Consider the following 21167-nt stretch of genomic DNA (forward strand, 5'->3'; position numbering starts at 1 on the left):
CGTGAACGACGGCATCTGGATAGCCTCGCTTGACCGGCATCGGCACGGGCCTGGCGGTCCGTTCCGGTGTTGCACAAACTATGAGCAGGGCCGAGCTGGTGCCGAACTGTGGGTGGTCAGGCATGAAGAGCGATTGCGGGAGGACGTAGCAAAGATCCTTGCGTGGCAGGATCGGGTCCGGGGGAACTGGCTGGCCAAGACCGACCTGGACCCGCCTTTTGGCTGGATGGGATAAGCCCCGGCAAGGCCACGAGAGGTCGCGGAAATCCGTTCCGCAAAATTCCCATACCCCTTGCGGCGCAATGCTGTTGAGGTTCAGTTTTGCACACTGAAGCGGAACGAATTCCAGTGTAGCTAGTTGAAAGATGCGGTGGCGCCGAGCCAGCAGCTGCTCCCATGCTTCGATCATTACCCATTCTTCCCGCAGCTTCAGGAGATCGGTGCGAACCAGTTCAGACTGACGCTGTGGACGAACACGCCCGCGCGCCTGCAGGGCTGGGCCTACGTGTTCGATCGCCCTCCAACGAGGATGCGCAGTATCTCGCATTGTGGGATGCGAACGGCCATCTGACGTATGCGCTGGGCTCCAAGCCCATGCGGATCATCGGTGTGGGCGGCGTCTTTCCCAATGGCGGTATGGAAGAGGACAGGTTTCCTGACTTCACGGGCAAGACGGTCGCCGGAGTGATCTGCGCGCCGGCCACCAGCACGTTCCAGAACAGTTTCACCGTGATGGGAATCGGAAACGGGCAGGGCATCAGTGGGAAACACGGCCTGTTCGGCAACGCCATCACCATTCCGAAGATAGGAACCGGCGGCTCGCCCAACCAGGCCGTGGTCGGGATCGTGATGGCGGTCGACGTAACGAATTACTGATCTGCCGCGACCATGTGACCTGCATATCAGAAGGCCACATGAGGCAGCGCGCTACTACGCATACATCAGCACCGGGCACTGGAACCGACCGCCAATCCGCAAGTAACACTTCGCCGCCTCAAAGGGCAGCGAAGTGAGGGTCACTTGCAGAGAACTCTTTCGAAATTGCCGGCTAAGGAGCCTGCGTTTCTCAACAACGCCACTTGAGTCGAAGGTTATTTGGAGCCTACGGTTACTTTCCCGCAGTTGCCAAAGCAGCCGCCGGGAAGGTTTGCGCCACCGCCACCACCGCCACCACCGCCACCGCCACCGCCACCGCCACCGCCACCGCCACCGCCCGCACCTGGGGATGACGTTTGACGTGTCGACTGTCCTCCCAAGTAGCTATTGCTGTCGGTCATCGTGTAGGTGACGCATGACGTTCCGTTGCAGACAACGATTTTGTCGTTGGGCTTGACCACAATCTGAGTCCAGACCGCCATAGTATGCCGAACGTCCCAAGCCCACGCATCGAGGAAAGCCTGTGTTCCGGGGCCTGGCATTGGGCTTTCCAAGCGGCATGCTGAGCAGGGTAGTGGACCATAAGTTTGCCCCCCTTCAGTTGCCTTCGCGTAGAAGACCCAGCCACAGACCGCCACCAGCGCGATGGAAAGCACTGCATTGGTGCTACGAGACATCAGAAATCCTTTCTGGTTATTGGCAGCAGTTCCTGTAAATTTCATCCGCACGTCTGATAGCCGCCTGCTGCTGGGCGGGGCTCAGTTCCTCACTGTACATATCGAGCAATTTTTCCGAGAACGCTGACGGCATCGCCTTTCTCGCCGCTAGATAGTAGGCGTAGGCCTCGGTGGGATTTTTTTCAACAATGATTCCGCTTGTGTTTGCGCGGCCTAGTGCCACCAGAGCATCTACGCTACCCTGACTCGCCGCAGTGTTTAGGAATGACGCAGCATCCTTCTTCCATTCAACTACGGCTTCAGGGTTTCGTATGGCAGCGTCTGATCCGCCGAATGCTGACTGGGTGTCGGTGGCATAAAGCAGCATTGCTTCCACGGAACCCTGCTGTGCTGCTTTGAGTAGCCATTTGCCGGGTACGTTCAGCGCTGAGTCTTTCAGCAGCGAGGAGCACTCTTTTAACCTTTGATCTGATGATTCTAGTGAGCTCATTTGATCCGATTTGGCCAAAAGGAGAGCGGCCGACTGAATTTCGTCGGGCGATCCTGCGTTTCGACAGTCCAAGGTGGCTAGATATATCTCGAAGGTTGCCGTGCTGTCGCCAGCGTCCGATGCACCTATACGAGAGAGGATGAAGTCTCTTGCATTGCCACTGGGGCGAAATGCGCCGCTACGGGATATGGCAAATGCTTTCGGGCCCAACGGCTGGACGACCTTCGCGTCAACCTTTCGCTGGGATATAAGAGATGTGTAGGGCTTCTGTCCGTCGCCGTGCAGAATCGCCGACCGTGTACCTTCGGTCTCGACTTGTTCGGCGCTAGCGTGGCGCTTTGAACTCCCAAGAGTGAGCGCGATAACGCCCGCGGTAGCTGCAAGTACCACAAGAGCTGCGATTAAGGTCTTTTTCAATTTCTTTCCGCCGAAGCCAAGCCGTGCCGATTGCTAATTGAAAGCTGACAATTGAGTGAGGATTTGTCAATCAGTCGATTCTTCGTTGCGTGTAGGGAATTTCCTACTCAATGCAGCATGCGACTCTGGAACCTCGCGATCTGAAGCTGCAGGCAGCTCAACCCGGGGCGCGTGAGCAGCGCCGCGCCGGCACCCATCCCCAACGATTCAGGCAGGTCGCTGCCGCGTTCGCAGAATCTGCGACGGGCGGTCGTATCCTCCCGGCCATGCTTCCCTCCCAGGGCTACCAAGGTTTCCGCGTCGCCCCGATCCCCTCTGGCTGGGTCCAGATTGGGGAGAGCTGGGTGCTGTGGTGGAGCGGTCGACAGATCGCCAACATCAGACGCGGTAAGGATGGCGCTGTGCGCGTGCGCTTGGATGCCCGGAAGATGGGGCAGGTCAAGGAAATACCAGCCGCCAGCATCGTCCAGGGTAAGCGCTACGCCGAGCGCTGGTGCGCAGCCAGGCTCTACCCGGAGATGCGCTTACGCGCGGCCGTGGCCCGACTGCTGGACACCACGCCGGCCGAGCCACTCGCACCGCTGCCCGGCCTGCCTCCGACCGAAGAGCAGCAGCAACAGGCCCGGCGCCTGGCCGAGGCCGGGACGGTGGAATTGGCGCGAATCAAGGAGGCGCTGGAGCCGCGCCGACCGCTGAAGGAGCCCAAGCCCAGGGCGAAGGATCCGATGAAGATGTGGGTGGGGGCAGGGCGCGCCGAGCTACGCCGCGGCTATTTGCCGGTAGGTGGTAGCCGCTTGTAGTGGCATGCAGCTAAAGGCTATGAATAGCGGAAATGGGGCTCGTTACGGCCTGCGGCGGCAAAGGCCAGGTGGATTGCCGCTGGCCGGCAGCTACCATCCCGCACAGGCGGGCACAAGCTCGAACGGACGGCTTGCCCAGCCCGGCTAAGGGCAAGACGCCGACGGCGAAAGCGCTGCATCTCCGTCCTCTTTTACGCCAGTGACCTCAAATGCATTGCCGCACAGGGTATTCGAGTCCTAAATTCTCGTGCGCGACAGTGGCAGTATTCTTGGTTAGGCTGATCGCCCCAGCCGTTGTAAACGGGTGTGACTATGAACGAACACGATAGCCCGGTTCCCTTTGAGCTCAGGGCGATAAATGCGGACGTAGTAGGCGAACTGCTGGGCTTGACCCGAAGATCCGTGCTGGAGTCGGTCGCGTGCCGTCCCGACTTCCCTGTCAGGCTGTCGATGCGGCCAGCCACGTGGGTGGCCGGGGAAGTGCTGAGATGGCGAGATAGCCACCGTCCCGGGACACTAGCCCGCAGACGGAGAAGCTCGGCGCGGCAGCCCTCCGGCGACGGACAGTAGTAAGACCTAGTCGAAGCTGGGCTCCACTGCTGTCTCTGCCACGAAAGCTAGAGATCGGTCGCATGAGTTCGATGCGATAATATCGCTTTGCTCCAGGCCGTATGGCGGCGAGCTGGCCGACATTAGAACCTCAGCTTGGCGACAGCGTCGGCATCGCCTTCCGCGTTCAGGTGCGCGTAGTACTTCTCAGTAGTCGCGTAATCCGCGTGACCGGCAAGGATCTGTACGCGGCGTAGAGGTACACCTGCAATGACCATGTGCGCGCAGAAAGTGTGTCTCAGGCGGTGAAGACTGCCGCCAATGCCCGCGGCTTTAGCATCAGAAGAGAACCAGCCGCTGACAGTATCCTTATGGATGCTTACCAATGGGTCGGGTAGATGTCGGAGTGCCCATCGGGCATAACGGTTTAGCGGGACCTCGCGCCACTTTCCCGACTTCGTCCGGCCGTTTTCACTCGCGTCTGGATTGCTTTCAATTAGAAGCCTACCGCGCACCACCGACGACTTCTCGAGGCCCATCAACTCCCCGCGGCGCAGGCCGGTGTGGGCCATGAATAGCCACAGTGGTGCCCGGGTAGGGTTTGCCCGATACAACCGGCGCATCGCCGCTCGATCGTAGAATTTTACCGCCACGCTCCGTACGCCGCGAGGCGCCTTCACGCAGGCTAGGGGGTTTACATCCAGCTCTTTCCATTCGACGCCGCGGTTGAAGGCCGCCTTGAGCCGTCGAATCTCCTTCCCCACTGTTTCCTTTGCAGCCTTGTCATCCAGTAGCCTGGAGCGTTTGTAATGCTCCACCTCGACTGGGCGGATGCCGTCGATCTGTCGATGGCCGAAGCGCGTCATGAAGCGCTTCACCTCGCTCCTTGCTTTGCAGATGGTGGTCGGATGCTCGGCCTCATACCAGGCCAGATACCACTCCAGATAGTCGCGAACCCTGGGCAAGCGCGCCAAGATCCGGACGCCATGGGTCAGTTCTGCTTCCTTTGCGGACCTAATTCTCTCCGCCTCAAGGGCATCGCACTGCCCAATGGACCTGCGAAAGCGGCCGTTGCTCTCAGTCCAGTCGATGTAGGCTCGCGTTCCTCTCCAGTACAGTCGCACCGTCGCCATTCCGGTCACCTTGAGTAGGGCATGCCTTGCGGTCCACATGGTCACCCTAGGAGCGCTCTACCCCAACTGGCGAGCGATCTCAGAAGCGGGCTCGTGGTAATAGATCATCAAAGACTTGAGATCTCGATGTCCGATGATTCGAGCCAACTGCAGGATGTCTAACTTTTTCGAGAGCCTCCAGATGGCCTCGGCACGGCTATCGTGGAAGTGCACCTCTCGATGTCCGGTCGAATCGCGGACTTTTCGCCAGAGTGCATCACGCACGGCAGACTTGAGCTGGAAGACGGACCCGAAGCCAAGGGGAAGCGTTCTCAGAATCTCGCAGGCCCGTCGGCTAAGCGGTACATCCCTCGCGTCGCCGTTCTTGGTTTTGGGTAAGTGAACGTACTGCTCGGACAGATGCACGTTCGGCCAAGTCAGTGACAGGATCTCCCCTGATCGCATGGCTGTCTCCAAGGCGAGCAGGAAAGCCAAGCCCGTCCGCTGGGTGGCCGTCTCCGCTGACAGACCCTTCTCGAGACCGAATGCCGCAATAAGGTCGGCTTCCTCACTTGGAGATACGCGTCGCGCGCGGCCTTTAGGCTGTTGCGGCCACCGAACGTCCGACATTGGGTTCTGCTTGATCCATTTCCATTCCCGACGTGCGGTTTCGAATACGGACCGCATCAGGTTCATTTCGCGAGCGACCGTCCCAGGCTTGACCTGCTTAAGCCTTCCATCTCGCCAAGTGATGATGTCCGAGCTGTCGATTGCCGCAATGCGGCGGTCCAGAAGCGGCAGAGATCTCTCCCAAGAAGCGATGCGCACCGATTCCCACCGTTCGCCCGCTCGCTTGGGCGCCTCTTCCTTGACGTAGCGGCGCATAGCTTCGCGCAGCGACTTATCTGGCAGTTTCCCGCCACGCAGCTCAGCCTCGCGCTCAAGAGCCCACTTCGCGGCTTCTTGCTTTGTGTGCTTAGTAGTGGAGTCGCGAACGCCCGCCACGTACACCTGCACGCGCCACTTGTTCCCTGATCGTTGGATGCTGGCCATGGCCGCATCATATGGGGAATTTTTGGGGAGAGCAGCCGGGCAACTCCGGGCAAATCGTGGTGATCGCGGAAATTCGGATCACCCTAAGTGCCTGATTTCGTGCCGAATCGGGGTGAATCGTGGCGAACACGTTGGCTCCCCAAAACATGCGATGGTGCCCGGAGCCGGAATCGAACCGGCATGGGGTTGCCCCCGGCGGATTTTAAGTCCGATGCGTCTACCAGTTTCGCCATCCGGGCCTGCAGCGCGGCGCCGATTGTAGCCCACCCGCAGCGCGCCGAAGGCGCCGCATGGAATCGGCTACGTGCTTAACTGTTGTCCCTGTTCATGTCATAGTCCCAGCCATCGTTCCCAGGGGGGGAGCCATCCGATGTCGCTACACGCGATTGCCTATGCCAGTGAGGCCCGTGCCGATCTGCAGACAACCGATCTTGATCGCCTGCTGGCTGATGCCACGGCCTTCAACCGTGTGGCTGGCGTCACCGGCGTGCTGATGTTCGACGGCAGCCGCTTCCTGCAATACCTGGAAGGTCCCGAGGATGGCATCGATTCGGTGTTCCAGCGCATCCTCAATGCGCGCAGCCACGGCCAGGTGAAGGTGCTGTGCCGCGCACCGGTGGCGCAGCGGAATTTCCCGCGCTGGTCGATGGGGACGCGGCGGATCGAAGCGGACCTGCTGGCCCCGATCGTCAATGCGGCATGGCCGGGTTTCCTGCTCGGCAGCGGCGGCTTCGATTGCCTGCTGCAGGCCTGGACCGGTGCCGATGGCGAGCTGGAACCGGCCGCGGTCGCGCTGGGCTCCTGAGCCTGCCTTGGCGACGGGGCGCCGGGACCGTTAGGCTGTAGCCTTTCTGGCGCGGGTTTCCCGGAGTGCTACAGCGAATGAGTGGGTGGGCCGAAGCCATGCCGGTGCGCATGCGATTGCATCCGATGCGCGGGACGTGCCGATGAGCGCGCCGATCGCGGCGGCGGCAACGCCGCGTTTCGCGGTGATCGGGCTGGGCTATGTCGGGCTGCCGCTGGCGGTGGCCTTCGGCAGGCACTGGCCGACCCTGGGTTTCGACATCGATGCCGGCCGCATCGCCGAGCTGCGCAGCGGCCAGGACCACACGCTGGAAATGGAAGCCGACGAGCTGGCGGAAGCCCGGCAGCTGCAGTACGGCTGCGATCCGGCTCTTCTTGATGGATGCAACGTCTACATCGTCACCGTGCCGACCCCGATCGATGCCTACGAGCAGCCTGATCTGGAGCCATTGCGCTCTGCCAGCCGGCTGATCGCCCGCCACCTGCGTGCCGGTGACCTGGTGATCTACGAATCCACGGTGTACCCGGGAACCACCGAGGAAGTCTGCGTGCCGCTGCTGGAGCAGGGCTCCGGCCTGCGTTTCAACGAGGACTTCTACTGCGGCTACAGCCCGGAGCGGGTCAGTCCCGGCGACCGCCAGCGGCGCCTGGCCGACATCCGCAAGATCACCTCCGGCTCGACAGCGGAAGTGGCCGCGGTGATCGATGGCCTCTACCAGCGCATCATCGCCGCCGGCACCTTCCCGGCGCCGTCGATGCGCGTGGCCGAAGCGGCCAAGGTGGTCGAGAACATCCAGCGCGACGTCAACATCGCGCTGGTCAACGAGCTGGCGCTGATCTTCGACCGGCTCGGCATCGATACCCAGGATGTGCTGGATGCGGCCGGCAGCAAATGGAATTTCCTGCCGTTCCGGCCGGGCCTGGTCGGTGGCCACTGCATCGGCGTGGACCCGTACTACCTGCTGCACAAGTCCGAGAGCGTCGGCTACCACCCGGACCTGATCCACACCGCGCGGCAGGTCAACAACCGCGTCGGCGAGCATGTGGCGGCGCGGGTGCTGGCGATGCTGGCCGAGCGTGGCCGTACACCGGCGGCCTCCCGCATCCTGGTGCTGGGCGTGACCTTCAAGGAGGACTGCCCGGACCTGCGCAACAGCCGTGCGCTGGAACTGGCGCAGCGCCTGCGCGATGCCGGCGCACGGGTTGAGGTCAGTGATCCCTGGGTGGGCCCGGCAGCCCTGGCGGAGGCGGGGCTGCAGTGGCTGGCCGAACCGGTGCCCGCTGGCTATGACGCGGTGGTGCTGGCCGTGGCGCACGCAAGGTTCAAGGCGATGGACGAAGCCGGTATCCGCGAGCTGCTGGCCCCGGGTGGGCTGGTCTACGACGTGAAATCGGCCTGGCCACGCAACGTGGTCGATGCCCGCTTGTAAGCCTGGCGAGCGGGCGGCGCGGTAGACTCGGGGGCAGTTGCAACCGAGGAAAGCCATGCACCGGTATATCGTCTACCTGCTCGCCATCCTGATGTTCCCGATATGCCTGTGGCTGGCCTTCATATGGCCGGCCTGGTACTGGGGCGTCGGCCTGACCGCCGCGATGGTGGCGCTGGGGACCTGGGACCTGCTGCAGAAGCGCAGCACGCTGCGCCGCAACTATCCGGTGATGGCGCACTTCCGCTACGGCCTGGAATCGATCGGCCCGGAGATCCGCCAGTACTTCGTACAGAGCGATCTGGAAGACGTGCCGTTCTCGCGCCAGCAGCGTGCGCTGATCTACCAGCGTGCCAAGAACGAAATGGACACGGTGCCGTTCGGAACCCTGCGCAGCACCTATGCGGTGGACTACGAGTGGATCAACCATTCGCTGGCGCCCACCGCCATCGCCAAGCACGATTTCCGCGTGCTGATCGGCCCGACCTGCGCCAAGCCCTATTCGGCCAGCGTGTTCAACATTTCGGCGATGAGTTTCGGCTCGTTGTCGGCCAACGCGATCCGCGCCCTGAACGAGGGCGCGCGACGCGGCGGTTTCTACCACGACACCGGCGAAGGCTCGATCTCGCCGTATCACCGCGAGATGGGCGGTGACCTGGTGTGGGAGATCGGCTCGGGCTACTTCGGTTGCCGTGACGAGAAGGGCGGCTTCAGCGAAGAGCGCTTCGTTGCCAATGCCACCCATGACCAGGTCAAGATGATCGAGATCAAGCTGTCGCAGGGCGCCAAGCCCGGTCACGGCGGTGTGCTGCCGGCACCGAAGGTGACGGCCGAGATCTCGGTGACCCGTGGCGTTCCGATGGGTGTGGACTGCGTGTCGCCGTCGCGCCACTCGGCCTTCTCGACGCCGGTCGAACTGCTGCAGTTCGTGGCCCGCCTGCGCGAGCTGTCCGGCGGCAAGCCGGTCGGCTTCAAGCTGGCCATCGGCCACCCGTGGGAATGGTTCGGCATCGCCAAGGCGATGCAGGAAACCGGGCTGCTGCCGGACTTCATCGTGGTCGATGGCGCCGAAGGCGGCACCGGCGCGGCACCGGCCGAATTCGTCGACCACGTCGGCGTGCCGATGCACGAAGCGCTGCTGCTGGTGCACAACACCCTGGTCGGCCTCGACCTGCGCGAGCGCATCCGCATTGGTGCGGCCGGCAAGATCACCAGTGCATTCGACATCGCGCGCACCATCGCGCTGGGCGCCGACTGGTGCAATGCCGGGCGTGGCTTCATGTTCGCGCTGGGCTGCATCCAGTCGTTGAGCTGCCATACCGACAAGTGCCCGACCGGCATCGCCACCCAGGACCCGGCGCGCTGGAAGCACCTGGATGCGCCGGACAAGGCCACCCGTGTGCACAGCTTCCACGAACACACGCTGCACGCGCTGAAGGAGCTGCTGTGCGCCGCCGGCCTGAACGATCCGGCCGAGCTGGGGCCCGAGCACATCCTGCGCCGGGTCTCGCCGGTGGAGATCCGCTCACTGGCCTCGCTGTACCGTTACCTGGAACCGGGTGAGCTGTTGCACAAGGTGCCGGACCATGCCGTGTTCCATGCATTCTGGGCCGATGCGCGCAGCGACTCGTTCCAGCCGCCGCCGAAGATCCAGGCACTGCGCGCCAGCAAGTCGCGATGACAGGTTCGTCGCGTCGCGCCATGCCCAACTGCCCTGCGGGCTGGCATCGTGACGCCGGAATCAACAACCGCCGGGCATGGGCCTGGCGCTACACGGAGGTGGGAGATGCAGTTCAGGACCGGCACCCTGGATGATGTGGCCACGCTGTGGGCCCTGCGCACGCGCTGTGTGCGCGAGACCTGCAGCAGCCATTACGCTGCGGAGGTCATCGCGCCGTGGTCGGCGTCGCCGCCGCCGGCGCAGTACGCGCGCTTGCTCGAGCAGGGCGGTTGCGTGGTGGCCGAGGACGGGGAGGGCGCATTGCTCGGTTTCGGCGTGTTCGACCGCGACGCCAATGAAGTCGATGCGTTGTTCGTCGATCCGGATCGTGGTGGCAGGGGGATCGGCCAGGCCCTGATGCAGCGCCTGCTGGCGATGGCCGACCGCACGCGCGACGTGGTGCTGTCAGCCTCGCTCAATGCCGTGCCGTTCTATCAACGGCAGGGCTTCAGCAGCGTGCGCGAAGAGCTCTATCCGCATCCCAGCGGCGTGGCGCTGGCCTCGGTGACCATGCGCAGGCCGTGGTGAAGGTTGTAGAGCCGTGCCCATGCTCGGCTGCGCCTGGCATCTGCGGAAACTGCCGAGCATCGGCTCGGCTCTACTGAGCCGGCTTCACCGCCCGGCCAACCACGCGATGGCGCCTTCCGCGGCGCGCAGGCCGCTGGCATAGCAGGCAGTCAACAGGTAGCCGCCGGTGGGCGCTTCCCAGTCCAGCATCTCGCCGGCACAGAACACGCCGGGCAGGGCGCGCAGCATCAGGCCTTCATCCAGCGCCTGCAGTCGCACGCCACCGGCGGTGCTGATCACCTCGGCCATCGGCCGTGGGCGCAGCAGTCGCAACGGCAGGCGCTTGAGCGTGGCGGCCACCGCTGGCAGGTCGTTGCCGGCCTCCCTGCCGAGAATCTCGAACACCAGTGCGGCCTTCACTGCATCAAGGCCGGCCTGGCGGCGCAGATGCTCGCCGAAGCTGCGGCCCTTGCGCGCGCGTGACAGGTCGGCCAGCAGGCGTGCTTCGTCGCGGCCCGGCACCAGGTCCAGCCACAGCATGGCGTGGCCATCACGGTTGATGGTCTCGCGCAGGTCGGCAGCCACCGCGTAGACCAGGCTGCCTTCGATGCCGTACTCGCTGGCCACGCATTCGCCCTGCAGGGAGCGCGGTTGTCCGGCCAGGTCGATCCAGTGCGCGACCACCGGTTTCAACGGTGCACCGGCATTGCGCTGGGCGAAGAACGGCGTCCAGTCCACGTCGAAGCCACAGTTCGCCGACTGCAGCGGCGCGATGTCCACGCCGCGCGCCTGCAGCGGCGCGACCCAGCTGCCGTCACTGCCCAGCTGCGGCCAGCTGCCCCCGCCCATCGCCAGCACGGTGGCATCGGCACGGACGTCGATCTGCCCACCTTCGCAGGCGAAGCGCAGGCTGCCGTCGTCGTTCCAGCCGGTCCAGCGATGGTTGGCATGCAGGCGCACGCCCTGCTCCTTCAGCCGGCGCACCCAGCCGCGCAGCAGCGGGGCCGCCTTGCGATCGACCGGGAACACGCGGCCGGAGCTGCCGACGTAGGTGTCCACGCCGAAACCGGCGGCCCAGTCACGCAGCGCCTGTGCGTCGAAACCGTCCAGCCAGCGGCCCACCGCAGCGGCCTGCTCGCGGTAGCGGCTGTCGAACAGCGGCCGCGGATCGGAATGGGTGAGGTTGAGCCCGCCCTTGCCGGCGATCAGGAACTTGCGGCCGGGCGAGCCCTTGGCCTCGTACAGGTCCACTTCCAGCCCGGCGCCACGCAGGCGCTCGGCGGCGAACAGGCCGGCTGGACCGCCGCCGATGACGGCGACCCGGGCGGGCTGGGCGGCATTACGGTTTGACATCGAGCAGCTCGACATCGAACACCAGCGAGGAACCGGCCGGAATCGGGCCGACCCGGCGGTCGCCATAGCCGTAGTCCGGCGGGATCATCAGCGTGCGCTTGCCACCGACCTTCATGCCGGCCACGCCTTCATCCCAGCCGCGGATGACCTGGCCAGCGCCGAGCGCGAAGGTGAACGGCTCGCCGCGGCTGACCGAGCTGTCGAACGTCTTGCCGTGCTTGCTTTCGGTGCGGTTGTCGTAGATCCAGCCGGTGTAGTGCACGGTGACCTTGCTGCCGGAGACGGCTTCGGCACCGGTGCCGGGCACGGTGTCGATGCGCTCGAAGGCGGTCAGGGTGCCACCCGGCGGCGGACCGGACGGCCCGGTCGAGCAGCCGGCGGCGGCGAGGGACAACAGCAGGGGTAGCAGCAGGCGGCGCATCGGGCGTCTCCGGAAGGGCGCAGGGCGAGGGCGGCAAGGGTAGCGCATCGACGCCGGGTATCATGGCGGCATGGCCAAACTCCTGCTCAATCTGCGCAATGTCGGCGACGACGAATATGCCGATGTCTGCACGCTGCTGGACCAGCACGGCATCGCCTGGTACCGCACCGAACCCAGCCCCTGGGGTATCTCCAACGGCGGCTTGTGGCTGCGCGAGGACGCCGACCATGCGCGCGCGAAGGCGCTGATGGCGGAGTACCAGGCCGAACGCGGGCCACGCATCCGTGCCGAGCGCGAGCAGGCGTTGCGCGATGGCACCGCCGAGACCTTCGGCAGCCTGTTGCGGCGGCGACCGTTGTTCGTGGTGCTGGTGCTGCTCGGAATGGCGGCCGCGGCGGCGCTGGTCCTGCTGCCGTTCATGCTGTTGCGGGGGTAGGGTTCGGCAGTTTTCGACCGGCTGTGGATCCACGCCATGCGTGGATGAACGGTAAATCTGGTCCTGGGGCGGTCTGGCGCTAAAATAGCGGGATGATCGCCAATACCGCCGCCTACCATTTCACCGTCATCGATACGCCCCAGGTCCTGTGCGACCAGTTGCTGGCGCGTGCCGGGGCGGCGGAGCTGCGTGGCACCATCCTGGTATCGCCCGAAGGGCTGAACCTGTTCCTGGCCGGTGAGCCGGGGGCCATCGAGGGTTTCTACGCGGCGCTGCACGAGGATGCGCGGTTTGCCGGCATGCGGGTCAAGACCAGCCTCAGCGAGCACCAGCCGTTCGCGCGGCTGAAGGCCAAGGTGAAGGACGAGATCATCAGCTTCCGCCGTGATGACGGGCAGCCGCTGGACTACCCGCGTGCACCGGCGGTCGATCCGGCCACGCTGCAGCGCTGGCTGCGGCAGGGGCATGACGACGCCGGCAAGCCGGTGGTGATGCTCGATACCCGCAACCTGCAGGAAGTGGAGTACGGCACCTTCAAGGATGCGCTGGTGCTGCCCATCCACAAGTTCACCGACCTGCCGGAGGCGCTGGCGCCGCATCGCGAGGCGTTGAAGGACAGCACGGTGGTCAGCTTCTGCACCGGCGGCATCCGCTGCGAGAAGGCGGCGCTGTGGATGGTCAACGATGGCATGGACAACGTGCTGCAGCTCGACGGCGGCATCCTGGGCTACTTCGAGGAGGTGGGGGGCGAGGGCTACGAGGGCCGCTGCTTCGTCTTCGACGAGCGGGTGGCGCTGGATGCCGAACTGAAGCCGATGGTCGACCAGCCGCTGCCCGAGCCACGCCCCAGCGCCTTCTGAGCGCGCCTGCCCGGTGGAGCCGGCCGCTGGCCGGCTGCAAATCGCTCTGCCTGCCGGCCAGCGGCCGACACTACCCAACAGCGGCCGAGCCTGGGCTTGGCGCTGCATTGGCCTGTGGTGCTGAACCCGCCCCGCGGGAATCAGCATCCCGCCATCGTCACTGGCCGCTGCCGCTGGTCGACCCCATGCATGGGTGATCCTGTGACGGAAAACCGCCTGATGATCCCATTGTCGATTCTCGACCTGGCCCCGGTCTGCGAGGGCAGTGATACCACCGCTGCCTTCGCCAACATGCTGGAACTGGCCCAGCACGCCGATGCGCTGGGCTACCGCCGCTACTGGCTGGCCGAACACCACAACATGCCCGGCATCGCCAGTGCGGCCACTGCCGTGCTGATCGGCCACGTCGCTGGCGGTACCCGGCGTATCCGGGTCGGTGCCGGCGGCATCATGCTGCCCAACCACGCACCGCTGCAGGTGGCCGAGCAGTTCGGCACGCTGGCATCGCTGTATCCCGACCGCATCGACCTGGGCTTGGGCCGCGCGCCGGGAACCGACCAGCCGACCGCGCGCGCGCTGCGTCGCTACTTCGACAGCGCCGACCAGTTTCCGCAGGACGTGCGCGAGCTGCTGCACTACTTCGAGCCGGTTCAGCCCGGCCAGGCGGTCCAGGCAGTGCCGGGCGGCGGCCTGCGGGTGCCGACCTGGATTCTCGGCTCGAGCCTGTTCGGGGCGCGGATGGCTGCGTCGATGGGCCTGCCGTATGCGTTCGCCTCGCACTTCGCGCCCGACGTGATGGACGAAGCGCTGGCGGTGTACCGCCGCGAGTTCCGTCCCTCGGCCACGCTCAAGCAGCCGCACGCAATGCTGGCCCTGAACGTCGTCGCCAGTGACAGCGAAGCCGAGTCGCGCCGCCTGTTCACCAGCCAGCAGCAGAGTTTCGTGAACCTGCGGCGCGGCCGTCCCGGCAAGATTCCGGCACCGATCGACGACATCGAGGCCTTCTGGGAGCCGCACGAGAAGCTGGGTGTGGAGCGGGCACTGGCCTGCACCGTGCTGGGCGATCCGCAGCAGGTGGCCGACGGAATCGCGGCGTTCGTCGAACGGCACAGGCCCGACGAACTGATGCTGACCGCCAACCTGTACGACCACCGCGCGCGGCTGCGTTCGTTCGAGCTGGCGATGCATGCCTGGCATGCCCGCCACGCGAACTGAACGATTGCGTCACGGTCCATTGCGGCCGGACCGCGTCTGATGGGGGCTCATATCGATGGAGCCCCCACATGGCCGAGACCCGCGCCGAACACATTGCCCAGCTGGCCGAACTGATCAAGGACGTGGAGGTGGCGATGTTCACCACCACCGGCGTCGATGGCCGCCTCTACAGCCGGCCGCTGGCCACCCAGCAGGTCGCGTTCAACGGTGACCTGTGGTTCGTCATCACCGCCGACAGCCCGAAGGTGGCCGAGATCGCGCTGGATCCGCGCGTCAACGTGGCCTATGCCTCGCCGTCCAGGAACACCTATGTGTCGGTGGCCGGGCGCGCGCGCATCGTCGACGACCGCGCCCGGATCGAGGAGCTGTGGTCACCGGCGATGAAGCTGTTCTTCCCCGGTGGCAGCGATGATCCGAACCTGCGCCTGATCCAGGTGCGTGCTGATTCGGCCGAGTACTGGGATGGCCCGGGTACGTTGCTGGGCAAGGCGTTGAGTTTCGTGCTCTCGGCAGTGCAGGACGAGCCGGCGCCGCTGGCCGACAACGGGTTCATCGACCTGCGCTGACCGCTTCATCCACGCATGGCGTGGATCTACTGGCGACGCGCTGTGTGGATGGGATACGTCCGATGCTGGTAGTGCCGGCCGCTGGCCGGCAAACGGGAAGCGTTGCAGCCGGCCAGCGGCCGGCACTACCGGATTTCAGCTCAGAACCAGCGCTGGAACAGGTCGATCGTGTAACCGACCAGTTGACCCGAGCTGAAACCGAAGAAGGCGATCGCCGCCAGGCCCGCGATCCAGTTGAACAGCATCAGCGCGCCATCGCGTTCCAGCAGCGCCAACGAGAACAGCAGCAGCTGGAACCCGAACAGGAAATTGGTGAAGGGAATCGGCAACGACAGCAGGATGCCCAGCAGCACCAGCAGCAGGCCGCTGAAGGCGTGTGCCGGCAGTGGCGCCAGCAGCTGCGGCAGGCGGGGTTTCAGCATCCGGTCCAGCCGCCGCAGCGGGCGGTCGATCCGGTCCAGGAAGCGGTGCATGGTGGCGCGGCGTGGGCCGCGGCGGGCGATGAAGCCGGGCAGCCACGGCCGGCGCAGGCCGCACAGCATCTGCAGGCCGATCAGGATCACCAGCGGTCCGCTGAGCGCGCCGCCCATGCCCGGAATCGGGATGAACGACGGCAGGATCGCCACGAACAGGAAGACGCCGAATGCACTCTGCTGCAGGTTGCCAAGGATCTGGCCGAGCGGCATGTGCTCGGCCGGGTCGCCGGAGGCGAACATCTCCAGCAGGGTGCGGATGCCTTCGTTGCGGTAGGTCGGGCGCTCGCCGCCCGGACCCTGGCCGGGCTCAGGCGGTGAGCTCATCGGCCTGCTCGTCGGACAGCGTGCGCAGCAGCAGCTTGTCCACCCGCGCCCCATCCAGGTCGACCACTTCGAAGCGCCAGCCAGCCCAGTCGAAGTATTCGCCGGCGTGCGGGATGCGGCCGAAGTAGTGGATGCACATGCCGGCCAACGTGTAGTAGTCGCCGTCCTCGGCGTCGGGCAGGTCGTTGCTGCCGATCAGTTCGCGCAGGTCCTCGATCGGCAGCGAACCATCCACCAGCAGCGAACCGTCCTCTCGGGTCACCACCAGCGCGTCCTCGTCGGCGTTCTCCACCGCCTGCAGGCGGCCGACCACCGCACCCATCAGGTCGCTGATGGTCACCAGGCCCTGGATCTCGCCATATTCGTCCACCACCAGCGCCATCGACTGCTGTTCCTCGCGGAAGATCTCCAGCAGCTTCATCGCGTGGGTTGATTCGGAGACGTACAGCGGTTCGCGCAGGGTCTGGAACAGCGCGTTGTCGCCGCGTGCCATGCGCGTCGCCAGTGATTTCAGTTCCAGCACGCCGACCACGTCCTGGTCGTTGTCGCGGTACACCGGGTAACGCGAGAACTCGTGCTCGGCCATGATCTCCAGGTTGCGTTCCAGGCCGGCCTGGGTATCGAGCCAGGCGATCCGGTTGCGTGGGGTCATCAGGCTGTCGGCAGTGCGGTCGCCCAGGCGCATGACACGGTTCATCATGTCGCGCTCGTGGGCATCGATCACGCCCGCTTCGTGGCTCTCGGCCACCAGCATGCGGATCTCCTCTTCGGTCACCTGGGCGGCCTCGTCCTGGCCCAGGCCCAGCACCTTCAGCACCAGCTGGGTGGTCTTGGACAGCAGCCAGACGAAGGGCAGGGCGAGCTTGGCCAACCAGCTCATCGGCATCGCGACCAGCCCGGCAATCGCTTCCGAGCGGGTCAGTGCCAGGCGCTTGGGTACCAGTTCGCCGAAGATCAGCGTGATGAAGGTGATCAGGCTCACCGCCAGCGCGGTGCCGACGTTGCCGGCGTAGGCGAAGCCCGGCATCAGGCCCTGGATCCAGCCCGCAAAGGCCTCGCCCAGCGCTTCACCACCGAGGTAGCCGGTGAGCACGCCGATCACGGTGATGCCGATCTGCACGGTGGACAGGAAGCTCTCCGGCTTCTCCGACAGCTCCAGCGCCTTGGCGGCCCGCTTGGAGGTGGCGGCCATCTGCTTCAGGCGACTCTTGCGCGAGGTCATGACCGACATCTCGGACATGGCGAAGAAGCCGTTCAGCAGAACAAGCGCGAAGACAATCAGGATCATTTCAAACACGGGCGTCGTCCCCGGTTGGTGGCAGGGAGGGCGGGTGCTTGCGATGGCGGCAGGCGCTCAGGAGCGGGGTCCGGCGCGGCGCTGGGGGATAAGGGTCGTCGTCCATAAGGTGCGCCCGAAGGCGCGCTGGCATCTTAGCAAAGGGGCGTAGCCGGGTGGCAACTGCCTGTTCAGGTTGGGGCCGGCAAGGCGCCAAAAGGGGGCAGGGATACCCGTGATGGTCATCTAGCCGTCATAATTCCGTCTGGTGCCGTCCTTCCCGCGACGGCTGACAGGTTTCTCAATGTTCTCTCTGCAGACCATTTTCGGTTCCGGCAAACAGTTCTACACCCTGCTCGATGAGGCCGCCGTCGCGGCCTCCGACGCCGCCAAGGCGCTGCATTCCATGCTGCGCGAGGCCGACCGCCAGCCCGCGCTGGACGCCTTCAAGCTGGCCCGCCTGCGCGAACGCGCGGCCTCGGACAAGATCAGCCAGGCGCTGGTGGACAGCTTCATGACCCCGATCGAGCGCGAAGACATCGAAGCGCTGGGCTCGGCGCTGTACAAGATTCCCAAGCAGATCGAGAAGTTCGCCGATCGCTACTCGCTGGCCACGACCCACCTGGAGCACATCGACTTCGCGCCGCGCGCGGCGATGCTGGAACAGGCGGCCGGGGTGGTGGTGGAGATGGTGGCCGACCTGCGCCACATGAACCTGGACCGGATGACCGCGCTCAACGAGAAGCTGCGCTCGCTGGAGAACGAGGCCGACCGCCTGATGCTGGAGCTGTACCGCGACATCTATTCCGGCCGCCTGGACAACCTGCAGATGTTCCTGCTGAAGGAATTCTTCGAGATCCTGGAAAAGGCCATCGACCGTTGCCGCGAGGCCGGCGTGGTGGCGTACCAGATCGTGTTGAAGAACAGCTGACGGACGCCGCCGCATGTTGACCCTTGTCCTGGTGGTGATCCTGGCCGCACTCGTCTTCGAGTTCATCAACGGCTTCCACGACACTGCCAACTCCATTGCCACCGTGGTCGCGACCAAGGTGCTCTCGCCCGGCTGGGCGGTGATGCTGGCCGCCTTCATGAACCTCATCGGTGCGCTGACCGGTACCGCGGTGGCGCTGACCATCGCCTCGGGCCTGCTCAACACCAACGTGGTCGACGTCACCCCGCAGGTGATCCTGTGCGCCCTGCTGGGCGGCATCATCTGGAACCTGATCACCTGGTGGAAGGGCCTGCCGTCCTCCTCCTCGCACGCGCTGATCGGTGGCCTCTGCGGCGCCGGCCTGGCCGCTGCCCACAACAACTGGGACGCGCTGATCTGGTCCGAGCGCCTGGGCAGCTGGGCGCAGAACAAGGGCCTGCTGTGGAAGGTGTTCGTGCCGATGATCACCTCGCCGATCGCCGGCTTCCTGCTCGGCATCGTGGTGATGGTGCTGCTGTGGGCGCTGATCGCCGGCCTGGCCAAGGTGGGCGGCGCCATCGGCCGCCTGGCCCGTCCGCGCATCGTCAATGCGTTCTTCGGCAAGGCACAGATCGCCTCGGCGGCCTACATGGGCTTCGCCCACGGCCACAACGATGCGCAGAAGACCATGGGCATCATCGCCATGACCCTGATCGGTGCCGAAGCCACCGGTGCGCTGGATGACCTGCCGTCGTGGCTGGCCTTCATGCACCCGGACGCGAGCGCCGGTGACGGCATCGCGATGTGGATCGTGCTGACCTGTGCGGTGGTGATGGCCGCGGGTACCGCCTCGGGCGGCTGGAAGATCATCAAGACCCTGGGCCACAAGATGGTCAAGCTGCACCCGATCCACGGCTTCGCCGCGGAAACCAGCTCGGCCACCATCCTGACCCTGGCGGCCCACTTCGGCATGCCGGTCTCGACCACGCACAGCATCTCCACCGCGATCATGGGCGTCGGCTTCGCCAAGAACCCGCGTTCGCTGAAGTTCGGCGTGATCGAACGCATCGTCTGGGCCTGGATCCTGACCATCCCGGCGGCGGGCGGCTGTGCCTACCTGATCCTCAAGCTGTTCGCGCTGTTCGGCTGGACCTGAGGTTCGGGGTCAGATCCCTTTTCCACAGGGAACGGGATCTGACCCCAGAGAATGGAAAAGCCCGCCGGATTCCGGCGGGCTTTTTTCATGGGCAGAGAATTTTTCCGCATCCAGCGTGCCGACCAACTGACGTTGCCGTTGGCGTTGCCGTTGATCCAGCGGGTGCCGGGCCGCAGGCCCGGCCGCCCCCTCAATTACGCTGGAACAGCGCCTGCACATCCTTGCGGAACGCCGCCTGGCTGTCCGCCCGGCTGTAGAACATGTGCCCACCCGGATAGCTGCGCACCTGCACCCGGTCCGGATTGCTGCCCATTGCCGGCATCTGGTCCACGGTCAGGATCGAGCCCATGAACGGGCACGACAGGTCGTTCCAGCCATGCACGATCAGTACCTGCAGGTGCGGGTCGATCGCCACCGCCTGGCGCAGCTGGGTTACCGCGCCCTGGCGCAGCTCGCCGTTGCGGTCCCACAGCCGGTTCACGTCGTAGTTCAGTGCCTGGTAGCGCGCATCCACCTTCCAGCCGACCACCCGGGTCACGAAGTCGACCATCGCCGTGGTGGTCGGCGCGATGATGCTGTCCAGCAGCGGATCGTTGGCGCGCTGTTCCGGATCGTTCGGGAACGGATCGAACGCGGTCACGTTGGAGTCGTAGCGGCTGCCCAGCGTGCCCTTGTCACGGAACACTTCGCGCAGATAGGCCTGGGTCTCCAGGCGGCCACCAGCACGGCGCACGAACTGCGGGTCCAGCCCGGTCAGTTCGGTCACCCGGCGCAGCATCGCCTCGGTTGCCTGCGGATCGCTGCGGCCCTTCATCAGGGCTGTGGCGTAGTCGCCGCGGGTGTATTCCACCACCTCGCGCATCGCGGCATCGGTCAGCCTGCCCTGGCGTTCCAGGTGTGCCGCCGCGATCGACGGCAAGGTCTGCATCCATGCCATCGGCGAGACGTCGGCGTTGTCTTCCAGGGTCGGGCTCAGGTACGGCGAGACCAGCACCAGGCCGTTCATGGCCACGCCCAGCCGGGTCTGCAGGAAATGGGTGATGCGCGGGCCACGGTAGCCGCCGTAGCTCTCGCCGGTCAGGTACTTGCGTGAGGCCATGCGCTGGTTGCGCAGCAGCCAGTCATAGATCGAGCGCGAGAGGTACTCGATGTCGGCAGCGGGGTTGTACAGCTGCTTCTTGGCTTCGTCGTCGCCGATGCGCGCGCGGCTGAAACCGGTGCCGACCGGATCGATGAACACCAGGTCGGTGAAGTCGAGCCAGGTCCCCGGATTGTCATGCAGGGTCGCCGGCGCCGAGGCGCTGTCGCCCTCCGAGCCGAAGGTCACCACCTTCGGTCCGATCGCGCCCATGTTGAGGTAGACCGACGAGGCACCGGGGCCGCCGTTGAGGGCGAAGGTCACCGGCCGGTCCTTGCCCGGCAGGGTGTAGGCGGTGAACACCACGTCGGCGATCACCTTGCCCTGTGCGTCGCGCACCGGCAGGGTGCCGACGGTTGCGGTGTAATCGAGGGTGCGGCCGGCCAGACGCATGCTCTGGCGGGCCGAGGCATCGGCCGGCAGCGCGGGCGCTTCGGTCTTTTCGTCTTTCGGTTCGGGCTTGGCGTCGGGCGCGGCCAGCACGCTGGCCGGAGCGATGAGCAGGCCGACGCAGAGCGCGGCAGTGTGCAGCAGGGACTTCATGGCACCGTATCGGCAGCGGAAGGGGGTTCCGATGCTAGGCCGGCGGCGGGGTGTGCCGTAT

Annotated in this window: 20 protein-coding genes and 1 tRNA gene; 12 read left to right on the forward strand and 9 right to left on the reverse strand. The window is 65.2% G+C overall.

The window, feature by feature from the left end; translation table 11 throughout:
- Window positions 1-465 precede the first annotated feature (465 nt).
- A complete protein-coding gene (locus Q0P60_RS13675; RefSeq protein WP_294994306.1) occupies window positions 466-876 on the forward strand; it encodes a hypothetical protein in 411 nt (136 codons plus the stop codon).
- Between the two features lie 693 nt (window positions 877-1569).
- Here Q0P60_RS13675 and Q0P60_RS13680 read toward each other — a convergent pair.
- Window positions 1570-2460, reverse strand: coding sequence for a hypothetical protein (locus tag Q0P60_RS13680; RefSeq protein ID WP_294994309.1), 891 nt, complete (start codon window positions 2458-2460; stop codon window positions 1570-1572).
- A gap of 266 nt (window positions 2461-2726) precedes the next feature.
- On the opposite strand from Q0P60_RS13680, the gene Q0P60_RS13685 reads away from it, so the two are divergent.
- Window positions 2727-3260, forward strand: a complete 534-nt coding sequence (locus Q0P60_RS13685) for a hypothetical protein (protein ID WP_294994409.1) — start codon at window positions 2727-2729, stop codon at window positions 3258-3260.
- A 692-nt stretch (window positions 3261-3952) separates the two neighbouring features.
- Here Q0P60_RS13685 and Q0P60_RS13690 read toward each other — a convergent pair.
- The 3 genes from Q0P60_RS13690 to Q0P60_RS13700 all read right to left on the reverse strand — a co-directional run bounded on the left by Q0P60_RS13690 (window position 3953) and on the right by Q0P60_RS13700 (window position 6213).
- Complete coding sequence (locus Q0P60_RS13690; protein WP_294994312.1) at window positions 3953-4942, reverse strand: tyrosine-type recombinase/integrase; 990 nt, start codon at window positions 4940-4942, stop codon at window positions 3953-3955.
- Window positions 4943-4999: 57 nt separating this feature from the next.
- Window positions 5000-5974, reverse strand: coding sequence for a site-specific integrase (locus Q0P60_RS13695; RefSeq protein ID WP_294994315.1), 975 nt, complete (start codon window positions 5972-5974; stop codon window positions 5000-5002).
- Window positions 5975-6126: 152 nt separating this feature from the next.
- Window positions 6127-6213: transfer RNA gene (locus tag Q0P60_RS13700), tRNA-Leu, on the reverse strand.
- A gap of 131 nt (window positions 6214-6344) precedes the next feature.
- Here Q0P60_RS13700 and Q0P60_RS13705 point away from each other — a divergent pair.
- The 4 genes from Q0P60_RS13705 to Q0P60_RS13720 all read left to right on the forward strand — a co-directional run bounded on the left by Q0P60_RS13705 (window position 6345) and on the right by Q0P60_RS13720 (window position 10453).
- Window positions 6345-6779, forward strand: a complete 435-nt coding sequence (locus Q0P60_RS13705; protein WP_294994317.1) for a BLUF domain-containing protein — start codon at window positions 6345-6347, stop codon at window positions 6777-6779.
- Between the two features lie 142 nt (window positions 6780-6921).
- Window positions 6922-8208: a nucleotide sugar dehydrogenase gene (locus Q0P60_RS13710; protein WP_294994320.1), complete on the forward strand. Its 1287-nt coding sequence runs from the start codon at window positions 6922-6924 to the stop codon at window positions 8206-8208.
- Window positions 8209-8263: 55 nt separating this feature from the next.
- Entirely contained in the window at window positions 8264-9886 is a 1623-nt protein-coding gene (locus Q0P60_RS13715) for an FMN-binding glutamate synthase family protein (RefSeq protein ID WP_294994323.1), read from the forward strand.
- A gap of 105 nt (window positions 9887-9991) precedes the next feature.
- Window positions 9992-10453 carry a GNAT family N-acetyltransferase gene (locus Q0P60_RS13720; protein WP_294994326.1) on the forward strand — a complete coding sequence of 154 codons (462 nt, stop codon included), beginning with the start codon at window positions 9992-9994 and terminating at the stop codon, window positions 10451-10453.
- Between the two features lie 84 nt (window positions 10454-10537).
- Here Q0P60_RS13720 and Q0P60_RS13725 read toward each other — a convergent pair whose 3' ends face one another.
- Both Q0P60_RS13725 and Q0P60_RS13730 read right to left on the reverse strand, forming a co-directional pair.
- Complete coding sequence (locus Q0P60_RS13725; protein WP_294994329.1) at window positions 10538-11785, reverse strand: TIGR03862 family flavoprotein; 1248 nt, start codon at window positions 11783-11785, stop codon at window positions 10538-10540.
- Window positions 11772-12206: an FKBP-type peptidyl-prolyl cis-trans isomerase gene (locus Q0P60_RS13730; protein ID WP_294994332.1), complete on the reverse strand. Its 435-nt coding sequence runs from the start codon at window positions 12204-12206 to the stop codon at window positions 11772-11774. Before Q0P60_RS13730 ends, Q0P60_RS13725 begins: the two co-directional genes overlap by 14 nt.
- 70 nt (window positions 12207-12276) lie before the next feature.
- Here Q0P60_RS13730 and Q0P60_RS13735 point away from each other — a divergent pair, with 70 nt between their 5' ends.
- The 4 genes from Q0P60_RS13735 to Q0P60_RS13750 all read left to right on the forward strand — a co-directional run bounded on the left by Q0P60_RS13735 (window position 12277) and on the right by Q0P60_RS13750 (window position 15283).
- Entirely contained in the window at window positions 12277-12642 is a 366-nt protein-coding gene (locus tag Q0P60_RS13735; RefSeq protein WP_294994335.1) for a DUF6164 family protein, read from the forward strand.
- A gap of 92 nt (window positions 12643-12734) precedes the next feature.
- Entirely contained in the window at window positions 12735-13502 is a 768-nt protein-coding gene (locus Q0P60_RS13740) for a sulfurtransferase (RefSeq protein WP_294994338.1), read from the forward strand.
- A gap of 219 nt (window positions 13503-13721) precedes the next feature.
- A complete protein-coding gene (locus Q0P60_RS13745) occupies window positions 13722-14717 on the forward strand; it encodes an LLM class flavin-dependent oxidoreductase (protein ID WP_294994341.1) in 996 nt (331 codons plus the stop codon).
- A gap of 68 nt (window positions 14718-14785) precedes the next feature.
- The gene (locus tag Q0P60_RS13750; RefSeq protein ID WP_294994344.1) at window positions 14786-15283 is read left to right on the forward strand and encodes a pyridoxamine 5'-phosphate oxidase family protein; all 498 of its coding nucleotides are present in this window, start codon (window positions 14786-14788) and stop codon (window positions 15281-15283) included.
- A gap of 140 nt (window positions 15284-15423) precedes the next feature.
- Here Q0P60_RS13750 and Q0P60_RS13755 read toward each other — a convergent pair whose 3' ends face one another.
- Both Q0P60_RS13755 and Q0P60_RS13760 read right to left on the reverse strand, forming a co-directional pair.
- Window positions 15424-16083, reverse strand: a complete 660-nt coding sequence (locus tag Q0P60_RS13755; protein WP_294994347.1) for an exopolysaccharide biosynthesis protein — start codon at window positions 16081-16083, stop codon at window positions 15424-15426.
- Window positions 16067-17371, reverse strand: a complete 1305-nt coding sequence (locus Q0P60_RS13760; RefSeq protein ID WP_294994350.1) for a hemolysin family protein — start codon at window positions 17369-17371, stop codon at window positions 16067-16069. Before Q0P60_RS13760 ends, Q0P60_RS13755 begins: the two co-directional genes overlap by 17 nt.
- A gap of 292 nt (window positions 17372-17663) precedes the next feature.
- Here Q0P60_RS13760 and Q0P60_RS13765 point away from each other — a divergent pair, with 292 nt between their 5' ends.
- Both Q0P60_RS13765 and Q0P60_RS13770 read left to right on the forward strand, forming a co-directional pair.
- Window positions 17664-18290 carry a DUF47 family protein gene (locus Q0P60_RS13765; protein ID WP_004152833.1) on the forward strand — a complete coding sequence of 209 codons (627 nt, stop codon included), beginning with the start codon at window positions 17664-17666 and terminating at the stop codon, window positions 18288-18290.
- Window positions 18291-18303: 13 nt separating this feature from the next.
- On the forward strand, window positions 18304-19425 hold the full coding sequence (locus Q0P60_RS13770; RefSeq protein WP_294994354.1) for an inorganic phosphate transporter: 1122 nt from the start codon (window positions 18304-18306) through the stop codon (window positions 19423-19425).
- Between the two features lie 190 nt (window positions 19426-19615).
- Here the strand turns inward: Q0P60_RS13770 and Q0P60_RS13775 are convergent, their stop codons facing one another.
- A complete protein-coding gene (locus Q0P60_RS13775; protein ID WP_294994357.1) occupies window positions 19616-21106 on the reverse strand; it encodes a S10 family peptidase in 1491 nt (496 codons plus the stop codon).
- Between the last annotated feature and the right edge of the window lie 61 nt (window positions 21107-21167).

Source organism: uncultured Stenotrophomonas sp. (assembly GCF_945952405.1).
GTDB lineage: Bacteria > Pseudomonadota > Gammaproteobacteria > Xanthomonadales > Xanthomonadaceae > Stenotrophomonas.

Bases quoted from the DNA above. Each gene is read 5' to 3' on its own strand.
- Q0P60_RS13685 (WP_294994409.1), top strand. From the start codon at position 2,727: ATGCTTCCCTCCCAGGGCTACCAAGGTTTCCGCGTCGCCCCGATCCCC.
- Q0P60_RS13690 (WP_294994312.1), bottom strand. From the start codon at position 4,942: ATGGCGACGGTGCGACTGTACTGGAGAGGAACGCGAGCCTACATCGAC.
- Q0P60_RS13695 (WP_294994315.1), bottom strand. From the start codon at position 5,974: ATGGCCAGCATCCAACGATCAGGGAACAAGTGGCGCGTGCAGGTGTAC.
- Q0P60_RS13705 (WP_294994317.1), top strand. From the start codon at position 6,345: ATGTCGCTACACGCGATTGCCTATGCCAGTGAGGCCCGTGCCGATCTG.
- Q0P60_RS13710 (WP_294994320.1), top strand. From the start codon at position 6,922: ATGAGCGCGCCGATCGCGGCGGCGGCAACGCCGCGTTTCGCGGTGATC.
- Q0P60_RS13715 (WP_294994323.1), top strand. From the start codon at position 8,264: ATGCACCGGTATATCGTCTACCTGCTCGCCATCCTGATGTTCCCGATA.
- Q0P60_RS13720 (WP_294994326.1), top strand. From the start codon at position 9,992: ATGCAGTTCAGGACCGGCACCCTGGATGATGTGGCCACGCTGTGGGCC.
- Q0P60_RS13725 (WP_294994329.1), bottom strand. From the start codon at position 11,785: ATGTCAAACCGTAATGCCGCCCAGCCCGCCCGGGTCGCCGTCATCGGC.
- Q0P60_RS13730 (WP_294994332.1), bottom strand. From the start codon at position 12,206: ATGCGCCGCCTGCTGCTACCCCTGCTGTTGTCCCTCGCCGCCGCCGGC.
- Q0P60_RS13735 (WP_294994335.1), top strand. From the start codon at position 12,277: ATGGCCAAACTCCTGCTCAATCTGCGCAATGTCGGCGACGACGAATAT.
- Q0P60_RS13740 (WP_294994338.1), top strand. From the start codon at position 12,735: ATGATCGCCAATACCGCCGCCTACCATTTCACCGTCATCGATACGCCC.
- Q0P60_RS13745 (WP_294994341.1), top strand. From the start codon at position 13,722: ATGATCCCATTGTCGATTCTCGACCTGGCCCCGGTCTGCGAGGGCAGT.
- Q0P60_RS13750 (WP_294994344.1), top strand. From the start codon at position 14,786: ATGGCCGAGACCCGCGCCGAACACATTGCCCAGCTGGCCGAACTGATC.
- Q0P60_RS13755 (WP_294994347.1), bottom strand. From the start codon at position 16,083: ATGAGCTCACCGCCTGAGCCCGGCCAGGGTCCGGGCGGCGAGCGCCCG.
- Q0P60_RS13760 (WP_294994350.1), bottom strand. From the start codon at position 17,371: ATGATCCTGATTGTCTTCGCGCTTGTTCTGCTGAACGGCTTCTTCGCC.
- Q0P60_RS13765 (WP_004152833.1), top strand. From the start codon at position 17,664: ATGTTCTCTCTGCAGACCATTTTCGGTTCCGGCAAACAGTTCTACACC.
- Q0P60_RS13770 (WP_294994354.1), top strand. From the start codon at position 18,304: ATGTTGACCCTTGTCCTGGTGGTGATCCTGGCCGCACTCGTCTTCGAG.
- Q0P60_RS13775 (WP_294994357.1), bottom strand. From the start codon at position 21,106: ATGAAGTCCCTGCTGCACACTGCCGCGCTCTGCGTCGGCCTGCTCATC.